We start from the raw sequence: 12,851 nt of genomic DNA, 5'->3' as shown, positions 1-12,851 counted from the left end.
CAGCCTCGCGTTGACGCGCTTGTGGCAGAGTGCGGTGCCGTCCACCACTTTGTGGCAGGGGTCGTCGTCAAAGTCCGCCGGGCGGCCCCGGGACCGTCACAGAGATCGAGACGGTCGCGTGACGAACCACGGGAACCCCCGCCGACGGCCGGGCCGCTCAGGAGGCCGTCAGCCGGCCGAAAGGATCAGCCCGCTGGTCGGGACCCCGGTGCCCGCCGTCACCAGGACGTTGCGGACGCCGCTCACCTGGTTGGCGGACGTGCCTCTCAGCTGCCGTACGGCCTCGGCGATGCCGTTCATGCCGTGGATGTAGGCCTCCCCCAGCTGGCCGCCGTTCGGGTTGACGGGCAGGCGGCCGCCGAGCTCGATGCCGCCGTCCTGGAGGTAGCCAGGGGCCTCTCCCCGGCCGCAGAAGCCCAGCTCCTCCAGTTGGGCCAGGACGAACGGGGTGAAGTGGTCGTACAGGATGGCCGTCTGGATGTCCTGTGGGGTCAGGCCGGACATTTCCCATAAACGTCGGCCGACGACTCCCATCTCCGGCAGGCCGCTCATGTCATCGCGGTAGTAGCTGGTCATCATCATCTGCCCCGCGCCCGAGCCCTGGGCGGCAGCCGTGATCACGGCCGGGGAGCGGCGCAGGTCGCGGGCTCGTTCGGTGGTCGTGACGACCAGGGCCACGGCTCCGTCGCTCTCCTGACAGCAGTCGAGCAGGTGCAGCGGCTCCACGATCCACTTGGACTCCTGGTGCTCCGCCAGGGTGATGGGGCGGCCGTGGAACCAGGCGGCGGGGTTCGTGGAGGCGTGCCTGCGCATGGCGACGGCCACCCGGCCGAAGTCCTCTGATGTGGCGCCGTAGGTGTGCATGTACCGCTGGGCGAACATGGCCACCCACCCGGCGGGCGTCATCAGCCCGAACGGCACGTGCCAGCTCATCTCCAACCCCTGCGAGGTCGGCTGGCCGCCCAGGCGGGCGTCCGGCTGCCCGAACCTCCGGCCCGACCGCTCGTTGAACGCCCGATAGCAGACGACGGTAGTGGCCATGCCGGTCGCGACGGCCATGGCGGCCTGCGCCACCGTGCCGCACGCCGCGCCGCCCCCGTACTCGACCCTGGAGAAGTACGTGAGCTCACCGGCGCCGATCTCGCGGGCCACGGCGATCTCCTGGTTGGTGTCCTGGGTGAAGGTCACCATCCCGTCCACGTCACCCGGCGCCACCCCGGCATCGTCGAGCGCCGCGAACACGGCCTCGGCCGCCAGCCGCAGCTCCGACCGGCCGGATCGCTTGCTGAACTCGGTGGCGCCGATGCCGGCGATGGCGGCTCGTGACTTGAGCACTGACGTGCCACTCCTTCGGGTCAGGGGGCTGTGGGGAGAGTGAGGGTGATCGTGCCGGTGGCGTGGTCGCCGAGGCTGACCTTGCCGCGTACCTCGACCGTGAGCTCTCCCGCCGCCTGCGAGACGACCGTGCCCGTGAAGCTGAGCCGGTCGCCCGCGTACGCCGGGACGCCGAGCTTGACGTTGATGCGCCTGATGATGGCCGCTGGACCCGCCCAGTCCGTGACGTACCTCTCCACCAGTCCCATCGTGGTCAGGATGTTGAGGAAGATGTCCTTGGAGCCCTGCGCGCGGGCGCGCTCGACGTCGTGGTGCACCGGAGTGAAGTCCATGGTGGCCAGGGCGGTGGAGACGACCACCGTGGGCGTGAGGTCGATCGACAGCTCAGGAAGCACCGAACCGATCTCGACCTGGTCTTCGGTCAGCGTCGCCATCACGACTCCTCTGGCGCCCACATGGGCAGGACTAGTTCGTCGTCCAGCGCGCTGTACGTCACGCGCAACGACATGCCGATACTGACGGCGTCGGTCGGACAGTCCACGATGTTTCCCACGATCCTCACCCCTTCTGGCAGTTCCACCACTGCCACCACGAAGGGCGTCTCGCGTCCCGGCACCGGGGGGTGGTGGTGGACGACGTAGCTGTAGACGGTGCCGTGGCCGCTCGCCACGGTGTGGGTGCGGTTGGTGGAGCGGCAAGCGGGACATATCGGGCCGGGTGGATGGCGCAGCTCGCCGCAGTCGGCGCAGCGCTGGATGCGCAGCTCGCCCTGCTGGACGCCTTCCCAGAAGAAGGCCGTGTCGGCGTTGACGGCGGGACGCAAGGGGTACAGCTCGCGACGGCCGGTCTCCGGGGCTTTCGCGGTCTCGGACGCTGCGGCCGTAGATGGAGCGGTCTCGGATGGTGCGGTCGTGGAGCTGGGGCGTTGGCCGGTGCGTGGGCGAAATTTCAGGATTCGGAACATCATCTCGGCCACTGGTTCGTCCGCCTCGCCGTACCAGGTGACATTCCAGGTGGCGAAGTAGCCCTCGCCGAGCGCCGTCCGCTTCGGGCCCACGAGGCTCGTGAAGCGGGTCGACGGAGTCAGGCGCTCGCCGAGCCGTACGTACCGGTGATAGGTCTGCTCGCAGTTCGTCGCCACCACGCCCGTGTAGCCGTGCGCCTGCAGGGCGGCGAGCATGTCGTCGACCGGCGAGCGATCCTTGGCGTCCTGGCGGAGGCCCTGCATGGTCCAGACCTGGATCATCGCGGGCGGGGCGACCCCTTGGTCGAGGTAGGCCGGGTTCGCGTCGCCGAGGGCGGTCAGCCAGTGCCTGATCATGGGTACGTTCACCGGATCGGCCGCGGGGGTGCCGCGCATCTCCCCGAGGGCGACCTGCTTGTCCGCCAGCTCCCGCAACTCCCTGTCCACGCTCGCGGGGTCAGGCGTGGAGAGGTCGGGCGTGGCGGGGCCGGGGATCACAGACTCGGGAGTCGAGGGGTCGGTCATCGGGGCGGCCTCGGGAGGTTCAGGCCGAGCATCGCGATCAGTTCGCGCTGCACCTCGTTCACCCCGCCGCCGAACGTCAGCACCACCGCGCCCTTCACCCCGTGATCGGTGCGCTCCAGGAGCTCGGCCGTCTCCGGGTCCGACGGGTCGCCGTAGCGGGCCAGGATGTCGCCGATGAGCCGGCCGACCTCCTGCACTCGCTCCGAGGCGTAGATCTTGGTTGCCGACGCGTCGGGCGCGCCCAGCCAGCCGAGGTCCATGTTCGCCGCGACCTGCCAGTTGAGCAGCTCATTCGTACGGAAGTACGCCCGCACCCTGCCGAGCGCCCGTCGTACGTCCGGATTCTCCACCAGCCCGGTACGCCGCGCCCAGGCCAGGAAGCGGTCGTAGGTCTGGCCGAGGTTCCCGGCGGGACCGAGCGTGACACGTTCGTGGTTGAGCTGGTTGACGATCAGGTCCCAGCCCTTGTCCACCTCGCCGACGACCATGCTCGCCGGGACGCGGACGTCGGCGTAGTAGGTGGCGTTCGTGTGGTGCCGGCCGTCCATGGTGATGATCGGGGTCCAGGAGAAGCCGGGATCGTCGGTCGAGGCGATCATCATCGTGATGCCCTTGTGCTTCTTGGCGTCGGGGTTGGTGCGGGTGGCGAGCCAGATGTACTGGGCGTAGTGGGCGCCGCTGGTGAAGATCTTCTGGCCGTTGACGACGTAGTGGTCGCCGTCGAGCACCGCCGTGGTCCGCAGCGAGGCCAGGTCCGTACCGGCCTCGGGCTCGCTGTAGCCGATCGCGAAGTGGCACTCGCCGGCCAGGATGCTCGGCAGGAACATCTCCTTCTGCTCCTGCGTCCCGTACTGCATCAGGGTGGGCCCGACCGTCTGCAGCGTGATGATCGGGTACGGCACTCCGGCGCGGGCGATCTCGTTGGCGAAGATCTGCTGTTCGAGCGGGCCGTAACCGGCGCCGCCGTACTCCTTCGGCCAGCCGAGGCCGAGCTTGCGGTCGCGGCCGAGCCTGCGGCAGTGCTCCATGTAGGCGGTGCCGAACGGATCCTGGGAGATCTTGCGGCGGTCCTCGTCGGTGAGGCAGTTCTGGAAGTACTCGCGCAGCTCGTCGCGGAGCCTGCGCTGGTCGGGGGTCAGGTCGATCAGCATCAGACGAGCGCTCCGATCAGGTCGAGCTGGGCGTCGGCGCCGCCGAGCAGGTGCGTCAGGTGCTTGGCGTGCGCGAAGTAGCGGTGCAGCGGGTACGTCACGTCGAGGCCCAGACCGCCGTGCAGGTGCTGGCAGGTGAAGAGCGCCTTGTACGCCTCACTGACGTGGAAGGCGGCCACGGCCAGGTCCTCCTCCGCCGGGAGGTCGTTGGCGAGCAGCCAGGCGCCCGACCACACGGCCACGTCGAGCGCCCGTGTGGCGATGTAGACGTCGGCGATCTGTACGGTGACCGCCTGGAACTCGGCCAGGGCCCGGCCGAACTGCTTCCTGTTCTTGATGTACTCGGTGGTCAATTTGAGAGCGCCGGCTAACACGCCGCTCGCCTGGGCCGCGACGGCCGCCGTGAAGATCTGCCGCAGACTGGAGACCGCTTCCGGACCGGCCAGCCGCTCGGCCGGGGTCCGGTTGAGCACGATGGTGGCCAGCGGCTCGCCGTTGGCGGCGAACTCCGGGCGCGCCGTCCATCCGCCGGTGACCAGGAACACCCCCTCGGCGGCCGTGACCAGCATGTACGCCGCCTCGCTCCCGTACGGGACCCCGACCTTGCGGCCGGTCAGCACCCACCCGTCGCTATCCCTCTCAGCGGCGGTCACAGGCGGGGCCGCCGGCGCCCAGCCCGGCTCCCGCAGCGCCACCGTACCGACGCCGTCACCCGGCGGGCGCTGCTGCGCGGGTGTGCCGTAGCGGGCCAGGACGAGTGTGCTCACCAGTGTCGCCAGCGCGGGCGCCGGTGCGGCCCGCGCGCCGAGCTCGCGGAGCACCACGGCCAGCTCGACGGGCCCGAGCCCGGCGCCGCCCGCGTCCTCCGGCACGCACACGCTCATCAGCTCCGCCTGGCACAGCGCCTGCCAGAGCCGTTCGTCATACGGCCGGCCGCTCTTCTCGTGCGCCTCCAGCCGCTCCGAGGTCGCCTCCTTCGCCAGGAGGGCGGCGGTCAGGGTACGCAGGTCCTGCTGGGTCTCATCCAGGTTGAAATCCACTATTTCTCCAAAAGGTGTTGCCGGCCGTGCCGGGCGAACTCCCGCTCGATCACCGCGACGTCCGCGCCGCCCAGTAATCGGATCTCCGCGCCCGCAGGACGCCACCAGACGGGGTCGGCCGTCCGCCAGCCCTCCTGCACCAGGACACGCTTGACCACCTTGTGCGAGGGGGTCTGGGGCAGACCATCAGAGATGCGTACGTACCGGGGGAACGACTTGGCACCCAGATCGCGGCGCCCGGCGAGGAACCCGGCGAACGCCACGGGATCGAACGCCGCCTCCAGGACCAGCGCCGCCATGACCTGGTCTCCGGCCGCCGCGTCCGGCACCGGGTAAACGGCCGCCTCGATCACGCCCGGGAACTCCCGCAGGACCGCCTCGATGGGCGCCACCGCCAGGTTCTCGCCGTCCACGCGGAGCCGTTCGGTGCCCCGCCCGGCGAAGAACACGTAGCCGTCGGCGTCCGCGTACGCCAGATCGCCCGACCAGAACGCGCCCTCCCGCATCCGCTCGGCGTCGGCCTCCGGGTCGTTGTAGTAGCCGTCGAACAGGCCGAGGCCACCGATGTTCACCAGCTCGCCGATCGCCTCGTCGGGGTTGAGCAGCCGCCCGTCCTCGACGCGGCCCGGCGGGCACGGCAGACCGGTCAGCCAGCTGCGGATCTCGATGCCCGCCGGCAGCCTGCCGAGGCAGCCGGGCGGTCCCATGGGGTCCGGGGTGAGCGAGATGGCCGTCTCCGTCGACCCGAACGCGTCGATCACATGACAGCCGAACCGCTCCCCGAACCGTCTGGTCGCCGTGGCGCTCCCCTCGTTGCCGAAGGCGAGCTTCAGGGGGTTGTCGGCGTCGTCGGGCTGTCGTGGGGTGGCCAGGACGTAGGAGAGCACTTTGCCGACGTAGTGGAGGTACGTACAGCCGTATCGCCTGATGTCCGGCAGCAGGCCCGACGCGGAGAACCTCCGACGCAGCACCAGCGCGGCCCCTGACGCCACGGCGGGGGCGTACGCGGCCATGACGGCGCCGGAGTGGAAGAGCGGCATCGCGCAGTAGACGGCGTCGGCGGGGGTCAGCATCACGGCCAGCGAGACGCCGGGGACGGCGATCTTCCGCTGCGTGATCCGCACCGCCCGCGGCCGCCCGGACGTTCCGGAAGTGAAGATCAGCATGACCAACGCGCCCGGATCCGGCGGGCTCGCGTCGGGCCCCGGAAGAGGCAGATCAGGCGCGTCCCCCGAGCCCCAGGCCGGGACGGGCGTCGAGGCCGTACCCGAGGCTTCGGCGACGGACCGCGCCACCGTCTCGTACGGCGCGTCCCACAGCAGGAGGCCGACATCGGTGGCCCGGGCGTCGCGGGTCAGCTCCGCCACCGATCGGGTCGGGTTCAGCGCCACCAGCACCCGCCCGGAGAGCGCGGCCCCACCCAGCAGGAACACCATCTCCGGAACGTTGTCGCAGAGCACCCCCACGTGCGGCGGCCCGTCGAAGGAGCGAGCGGTCAACCAGTCGGCGGCGGTACGGCAGGCGGCCACGACCGAGCGCCACGACCACACGCGATCCTCGAACACCAGCCCCGGACGGTCATCATCGGCCCGGGCCAGTAGCAGGGCGGCGAGTGTGTCCGCGGCCATCGACCCTCCCAGCAAGCGCTCGGTCAACAGTTCCGCAAACTAGAACAGATTCTAATATCTGTCCAGCCACGACACATCCCAACAAGTCTGGATATATGCCTGTAGCGCCACAGACATGCGCCTATGCAGGCTCTTTGTGACTCGCGGGTAACAAGCCGAGTTATCGAGAAATCAGATAACGTGTTCTCATGCGTACCCCGCAGGCGACCACCGCCGCGCCCCCCAGCGACACCGAGGGGATCATGGAGAGCCATTCCACGTCCGGCGGTCACAGCGTCCGTACGCGTAGCCAGCACCAGCGCCGCAAGCGCATCGTCCAGGCGGCCGCCGCCCTGGCCTCGCGCGGCGGCGTCGAGGCCATGCAGATGCGCACGGTCGCCGAGCGGGCGGGGGTCGCGCTCGGCACCCTCTACCGCTACTTCCCGTCGAAGATGGACCTGGTCGTGGCGGTCGTCGGCGAGGAGATCGACCTGCTGGAGAGCAGCATCCAGCGCCGTCCGCCCAGCGCCTCCACCCCGGCGGGCCGCGCGGTCGACGTCCTGATGCGCGCCACGCGTGGCCTCATGCGCGAGCCGGAGCTGGCCGACGCGCTGATCCGGTCACTGATCATGGCCGAGGTGGAGACGCCGTTCGGCGACCGGATGACGGGGCTGCTGCTGCGCGTGTCGGCCGACCTCACGCGGGATCGGGCCAGCGAGGTGCAGCTCGACCTGGCGGGGTCGTTGTCCAGCGTGTGGGTGCAGGAGCTCCTGGAGATGCTGCGCGGGCGCCGCACCTATGAGCAGATCCAGCGCCGCATCGAGATCGCCGCCGCACGGCTGGTCAACGACCTCTAGTTGCCGTCAGCCGACAGCCCTGAAGGTGCGGCGATACGCGTGCGGGGACACCCCCAGTGACGCGTGCAGGTGCTGCCTCAGGGAGGCCGCCGTGCCGAAGCCCGACTGCTCCGCCACCCGGTCCACCGGCAGGTCCGTGCTCTCCAGGAGGTGTCTGGCCAGCTCCACGCGTTGCTGGAGCAGCCATTGGCCGGGGCTCTGGCCTACCTCGTGGCGGAAGTGCCGGGTGAAGGTGCGTCTGCTCATGCCCGCGTGTTCGGCCAGGTCGGCCAGCTGGAGCGGGGTGGACAGGTGCTGGAGGGCCCACGCCCTGGTGGGCGCGGTGCCTGAGGCCGATGGTTCGGGGACCGGGCGTTCTACGTACTGGGCTTGGCCGCCGTCCCGCCACGGGGGGACGATGCAGTGGCGGGCCACCTGGTTGGCGATCTCGCTGCCGTGGTCGCGCCGTACCAGGTGCAGGCAGAGGTCCACGCCCGCCGACGCGCCCGCCGAGGTGAGCACGTCCCCGTCGTCCACGAACAGCACGTCCGAGTCCATCCGCACCTCGGGGAAGAGGCGGGCGAAGCGCTCGGCGTGCCGCCAGTGGGTGGTGGCCGGGCGGCCGTCGAGGAGGCCCGCGGCCGCGAGGACGAAGGTGGCGATGCAGATCGAGACGACGCGGGTGCCCGGCCGTATCGAGGAGAGGGCGTCGAGGAGCTCGGGAGGCAGCGACTCCGGGCCGGTGATGTCCGCGAAGCCGGCGGCGGCGGGGATGACGACGGTGTCGGCGCTCGCCAGCGCGCCCGCGTCGTGTTCGACAGCGATCGTGTAGTCGGCGGCCGTGGCGACGGGGCGGCCGTCGAGCGTGCAGGTGATCACCTCGTACAGCGGCTCGCCTCCCGGATCGCGTGCCGTGCAGAAGATCCTGGACGGCACGCTCAGCTCGAACGGGATGACGTTCGGCAGCGCCAGTACGACCACACGATGCATGGCCCGATCTTTACACATCTTGGCCTTCGGGCCACTCGCAGCCCCCCAACCCGACACAGCAGGCTTGACCGTATGAAGATGCGCGCGATCAGCCAGGACGCCCTGGGCGGACCAGAAGTACTGAAGACGATCGAGATGGACAGGCCCACGCCGGGACCGACCGAGGTGCTCGTGCGAGTGCACGCGGCCGGGGTCAACCCCGCGGACTGGAAGACCCGGACCAGCGGCGGCCAGCTGGGGGCGCCGCCGTTCGTGCTCGGCTGGGACGTCTCCGGCGTCGTCGAGCAGGTGGGCCTGGGCACGACCCTTTACCAGCCCGGTGACGAGGTCTTCGGCATGCTCCGCTTTCCGTTCGGCCACGGCGCCTACGCCGAGTACGTGAGCGCCCCCGCCCGCCATTTCGCCCCCAAGCCCGCGAACCTCGACCACAACCAGGCGGCCGCGATCCCTCTCGCCGCGCTGACCGCCTGGCAGGCGCTGGTGGACACCGCCGGGCTGACGGAGGGTCAGCGGGTGCTCGTGCACGCGGCGGCGGGCGGTGTGGGGCACTTCGCCGTGCAGATCGCCAAGGCGCGCGGCGCGTACGTGATCGGTACGGCCAGCGCCGCCAAGCACGAGTGGCTCCGCGACCTCGGCGCCGACGAGCTGATCGACTACCGGAGCGAGGACTTCGCCGAGGTCGTCCGCGACGTCGATGTGGTGATCGACACCATGGGCGGCGACTACGGCCCGCGCTCGCTGCGCACCCTGCGCCAGGGCGGCACGATCGTCTCGCTGGCCCTCTCGCTCCTGGACGAGAGCCTGCACGCGCGGGCCGCCGAGCGGGGCATCCGGTCGGCGGCGATGCTCGTCGAGCCCGACCACGCCACGATGCGGGCGCTGGCCGCACTGGCGAAGGCCGGGAAACTACGGGCCGAGGTGGCCGCCGTGCTGCCGCTGGCGGACGCGGCCAAAGCCCACGAACTGGGCGAGTCCGGCCGTACGACGGGGAAGATCGTCCTCTCTGTACGTCCCTGAGACTCGTCGATTTGTCGGTGGCGGGGGCTATACAGGGAGGCATGACTGAGCGGCCGTCGAATGAGGAGTTCCTGCGGCAGACCGACCTGATGCGGCGCGAGTTGCTGGCGCACTGCTACCGCATGCTGGGGTCGGTGCACGACGCCGAGGATCTCGTCCAGGAGACCTATCTGCGCGCGTGGCGCGCCTATGACGGGTTCGAGGGACGTTCGTCCCTGCGCACCTGGCTCTACCGCATCGCCACGACGGCCTGCCTGACGGCGCTCGACAGCCGGGGCCGGCGGCCGCTGCCGACCGGGCTCGGCGCGCCCGCGTCCGAGGCGACCGGGCCTCTGGTCGAGGGCAACGAGGTGCCGTGGCTGGAGCCCGTGCCCACCGGGATGGTCGGCGCCGGGGCCGACGACCCCGCCGCCATCGTCACCTCGCGCGACAGCATCCGGCTCGCGCTCATCGCCGCGCTGCAGCACCTGCCGCCCAGGCAGCGGGCGGTGCTGATCCTGCGCGACGTGCTCAAGTGGCGGGCCGCCGAGGTGGCCGAGGTGCTCGACACCACGACCGTCGCGGTCAACAGCGCGCTGCAACGCGCCCATGCCCAGCTCGACGAGGTGGCGCCGAGCCTCGACGACCCCATCGAGCCGCTGACGGCCGAGCAGCGGGCGCAGCTCGACCGCTACGTGGCGGCGTTCGAGAATTACGACGTGGCGGGCATCGTGGAGCTGTTCACGAAGGACGCGGTCTGGGAGATGCCGCCGTTCACCGGCTGGTATCAGGGCGCCGAGGAGATCGGCCGGCTCATCGCGACCAACTGCCCGGCGAAGCAGCCCGGCGACCTGCGGCTGGTGCCGGTCGAGGCGAACGGGCAGCCGGCGTTCGGGATGTATCTGCGGCACGGGGATGTCTATGACGCGTTCGGGCTGCCGGTGCTCACGTTCACCGGCTCGCGGGTCAGCCATGTCGCGATGTTCTTCGACCTGGGCCTCTTCGACACCTTCGGGCTGCCTCGCACGCTGAGCGGGGCTTCCACCGGAAACTAGAACCCGTTACAGTCACGTCCAGAGCATCATTCTGGAGGCTACTGTGGGCACACCGGTGATCGTCGAGGCCGTCCGCACCCCCATCGGCAAGCGTGGCGGCTGGCTGGCCGAGCTCAAACCGCAGCAGGTGCTGGCCACCGCGCTCAACGGCCTGATCGAGCGCTCCGGGATCGACCCGGCGATCGTCGGCCAGGTCTTCGCCGGGTGCGTGACCCAGGCGGGCGAGCAGGGCGGGCATGTGGGACGGCACTCCTGGCTGTACGCGGGGCTGCCGTACCAAACGGGAGTGACCACGGTCGACGCGCAGTGCGGATCGTCGCAGCAGGCCGTACACCTGGCGGCGGCGATGATCCAGGCCGGCGTCATCGACGTGGGCATCGGGTGCGGGGTCGAGGTGATGAGCCGGGCGCCGCTCGGCAGCAACGTCCTGCCGGCCAAGCCGAAGCCTGACGACTGGAACATCGACCTGCCCGACCAGTTCACCGCGGCCGAGCGGATCGCGGACCGGCGCGGGCTGACCCGCGAGCGGCTCGACTGGTTCGGGGCGCGGTCGCAGCAGCTGGCTGCCAAGGCGTGGGCCGACGGGCGGTTCGAGCGGGAGATCGTGCCCGTCGGGCAGGTGCGCAGGGACCAGGGCTTACGCGAGACCACCGTCGACGGGCTGGCCGGCCTCAAGCCGGTGATGGGCGAGGGCGGCCGGCACACCGCGGGCACCTCGTCGCAGATCTCCGACGGCGCCGCCGCGGTGCTGGTGATGAGCGAGGAGGCGGCCCTGCGCCACGGCTTGCGCCCCCGGGCGCGGATCCTGGCCCAGGCCCTCGTCGGCGCGGAGCCGTACTACCACCTGGATGGGCCGGTGGACGCGACGGCGAAGGTGCTCGCGACGGCCGGGATGACGATCGGCGACATCGACAGGTTCGAGGTGAACGAGGCGTTCGCGTCGGTCGTGCTGTCATGGGCGAGCGTGCACGAGCCCGACTTCGACCGCGTCAACGTCAACGGCGGCGCGATCGCGCTCGGCCACCCCGTCGGTGCCACGGGGGCGCGGCTGCTCACGACGGCGCTGCACGAGCTGGAGCGCTCGGACTCGGCGACCGCGCTGGTCACGATGTGCGCGGGCGGGGCGCTGGCGACGGCCACGATCATCGAACGCATCACGTGACAGGGGACGGCCGTCCCACCACCGCGTGGACCCGCCGGGCGAGTCATCCGCGGCCGTGTCCGGGGAAAACCCGTACCGATCTCACGTTTCCCTCCCGCACACTCGACCAAGTACAAGCACGCTCAACGGGGGCCCCAGCATGAAGACGACCCGGCGCAGGCCGTACACCGAGCAGCGCCCGCAGGACCTCGGCGGCGGGGTGTGGAGCGTGCCCGTGCCGATCCCCGGCAACCCGCTCGGCTACACACTCGTCTACGCCGTCGACTCCCCCAAGGGCCCCGTGCTGGTGGACGCCGGCTGGAACCACCCGGACGCCTGGGCGGCCCTCAGCGGCGGCCTGCGGACGCTCGGTCTTGATGTGAGCGCGGTCAGAGGCGTGGTCGTCACCCACTTCCACCCCGACCACGCCGGGCTGGCCGGTCAGGTCAGGGCGGAGTCCGGCGCCTGGATCGCCATGCACGAATCGGACGCCGCGCTGGTCAGGCTCATGCACAACCTCGCCGAAGGCGAACACCGCGACTTCCAGGCCGACATGCTCAGGCGGGCGGGGGCCGGGCACGAGGACGTGGCGGTCGCGACCGCCGGCCGCCCGGACACGCCCGCGCTGCCCGACCGCGAGCTGCGCGACGGCGACCTGGTGGACCTGCCGGGCCGCAAGCTGCGGGCCGTACACACACCGGGCCACACCCCCGGCCACATCTGCCTGCACCTGGAGGACGCCGACCGCCTGTTCACCGGCGACCACGTCCTCCCCGACATCACCCCCCACGTCGGGATTTATCCCTATGACCGGGACGATGTTGATCCGTTGGGGGATTTTCTGGAGTCGCTGGACCGCGTCGGCGAGCTGGGCCCGCTGGACGCGCTTCCCGCCCATGAATGGATATTTCCGGATGTAGCCGCGCGCGCCGCGGAGATCCGCCACCATCACGAGGAGAAGCTCCAGCGACTCGGCGCCCTCCTGGCCGAGCGCGCGCAACCGCTGACCATCTGGGAGACCGCCGCGATGATGACCTGGAACCGGCCCTGGGACGACCTGTCCCCCGTCCTGCGCGGCATGGCCGCGGGAGAGGCGGCCGCGCATCTGCGCACGCTGGAGGCGCGTGGTGTGATTCGCCGCGTCTCCGGAGTCGATACGGTGCGCTTCCAGGCCCTAGAATCCTAGACATCCGATGTCTAGGGAGAAAAGT

Annotated in this window: 12 protein-coding genes; 5 read left to right on the top strand and 7 right to left on the bottom strand. The window is 70.7% G+C overall.

Annotation, left to right across the window (positions count from 1 at the left end):
• Positions 1–168: 168 nt before the first annotated feature.
• The 6 genes from AB0C30_RS28255 to AB0C30_RS28230 are packed head-to-tail and all read right to left on the bottom strand — an operon-like array spanning position 169 to position 6,643.
• Positions 169–1,335 carry a lipid-transfer protein gene (locus AB0C30_RS28255; protein ID WP_357949964.1) on the bottom strand — a complete coding sequence of 389 codons (1,167 nt, stop codon included), beginning with the start codon at positions 1,333–1,335 and terminating at the stop codon, positions 169–171.
• Positions 1,336–1,355: 20 nt separating this feature from the next.
• The gene (locus AB0C30_RS28250; protein WP_357949962.1) at positions 1,356–1,769 is read right to left on the bottom strand and encodes a MaoC/PaaZ C-terminal domain-containing protein; all 414 of its coding nucleotides are present in this window, start codon (positions 1,767–1,769) and stop codon (positions 1,356–1,358) included.
• Entirely contained in the window at positions 1,769–2,824 is a 1,056-nt protein-coding gene (locus AB0C30_RS28245) for a bifunctional MaoC family dehydratase N-terminal/OB-fold nucleic acid binding domain-containing protein (RefSeq protein ID WP_357949959.1), read from the bottom strand. The genes AB0C30_RS28250 and AB0C30_RS28245 overlap by 1 nt, the downstream gene beginning before the upstream one ends.
• Positions 2,821–3,975, bottom strand: a complete 1,155-nt coding sequence (locus AB0C30_RS28240; RefSeq protein WP_357949956.1) for an acyl-CoA dehydrogenase family protein — start codon at positions 3,973–3,975, stop codon at positions 2,821–2,823. The genes AB0C30_RS28245 and AB0C30_RS28240 overlap by 4 nt, the downstream gene beginning before the upstream one ends.
• Positions 3,975–5,015, bottom strand: coding sequence for an acyl-CoA dehydrogenase family protein (locus AB0C30_RS28235; RefSeq protein WP_357949953.1), 1,041 nt, complete (start codon positions 5,013–5,015; stop codon positions 3,975–3,977). The genes AB0C30_RS28240 and AB0C30_RS28235 overlap by 1 nt, the downstream gene beginning before the upstream one ends.
• Complete coding sequence (locus AB0C30_RS28230) at positions 5,015–6,643, bottom strand: AMP-binding protein (RefSeq protein ID WP_357949950.1); 1,629 nt, start codon at positions 6,641–6,643, stop codon at positions 5,015–5,017. Before AB0C30_RS28230 ends, AB0C30_RS28235 begins: the two co-directional genes overlap by 1 nt.
• Positions 6,644–6,885: 242 nt before the next feature.
• Between AB0C30_RS28230 and AB0C30_RS28225 the strand changes: the two genes are divergently transcribed.
• On the top strand, positions 6,886–7,479 hold the full coding sequence (locus AB0C30_RS28225; protein ID WP_357644750.1) for a TetR family transcriptional regulator: 594 nt from the start codon (positions 6,886–6,888) through the stop codon (positions 7,477–7,479).
• A 6-nt stretch (positions 7,480–7,485) separates the two neighbouring features.
• Here the strand turns inward: AB0C30_RS28225 and AB0C30_RS28220 are convergent, their stop codons facing one another.
• Complete coding sequence (locus AB0C30_RS28220; RefSeq protein WP_357949948.1) at positions 7,486–8,448, bottom strand: helix-turn-helix domain-containing protein; 963 nt, start codon at positions 8,446–8,448, stop codon at positions 7,486–7,488.
• Between the two features lie 78 nt (positions 8,449–8,526).
• Here AB0C30_RS28220 and AB0C30_RS28215 point away from each other — a divergent pair, with 78 nt between their 5' ends.
• The 4 genes from AB0C30_RS28215 (at position 8,527) to AB0C30_RS28200 (ending at position 12,826) form a co-directional block, all read left to right on the top strand.
• Positions 8,527–9,465: an NADP-dependent oxidoreductase gene (locus tag AB0C30_RS28215; protein ID WP_357950750.1), complete on the top strand. Its 939-nt coding sequence runs from the start codon at positions 8,527–8,529 to the stop codon at positions 9,463–9,465.
• Between the two features lie 41 nt (positions 9,466–9,506).
• Positions 9,507–10,499, top strand: a complete 993-nt coding sequence (locus tag AB0C30_RS28210; RefSeq protein WP_357949946.1) for a sigma-70 family RNA polymerase sigma factor — start codon at positions 9,507–9,509, stop codon at positions 10,497–10,499.
• 43 nt (positions 10,500–10,542) lie between these two features.
• Entirely contained in the window at positions 10,543–11,661 is a 1,119-nt protein-coding gene (locus AB0C30_RS28205) for a steroid 3-ketoacyl-CoA thiolase (protein ID WP_357949943.1), read from the top strand.
• 139 nt (positions 11,662–11,800) lie between these two features.
• Positions 11,801–12,826 carry an MBL fold metallo-hydrolase gene (locus AB0C30_RS28200; protein ID WP_357949940.1) on the top strand — a complete coding sequence of 342 codons (1,026 nt, stop codon included), beginning with the start codon at positions 11,801–11,803 and terminating at the stop codon, positions 12,824–12,826.
• The last annotated feature ends 25 nt before the right edge of the window (positions 12,827–12,851 follow it).

Origin of the sequence: Nonomuraea sp. NPDC048901 (assembly GCF_040649695.1) — a bacterium.
GTDB lineage: Bacteria > Actinomycetota > Actinomycetes > Streptosporangiales > Streptosporangiaceae > Nonomuraea.
This window is presented reverse-complemented; position numbering and strand designations above follow the sequence as displayed.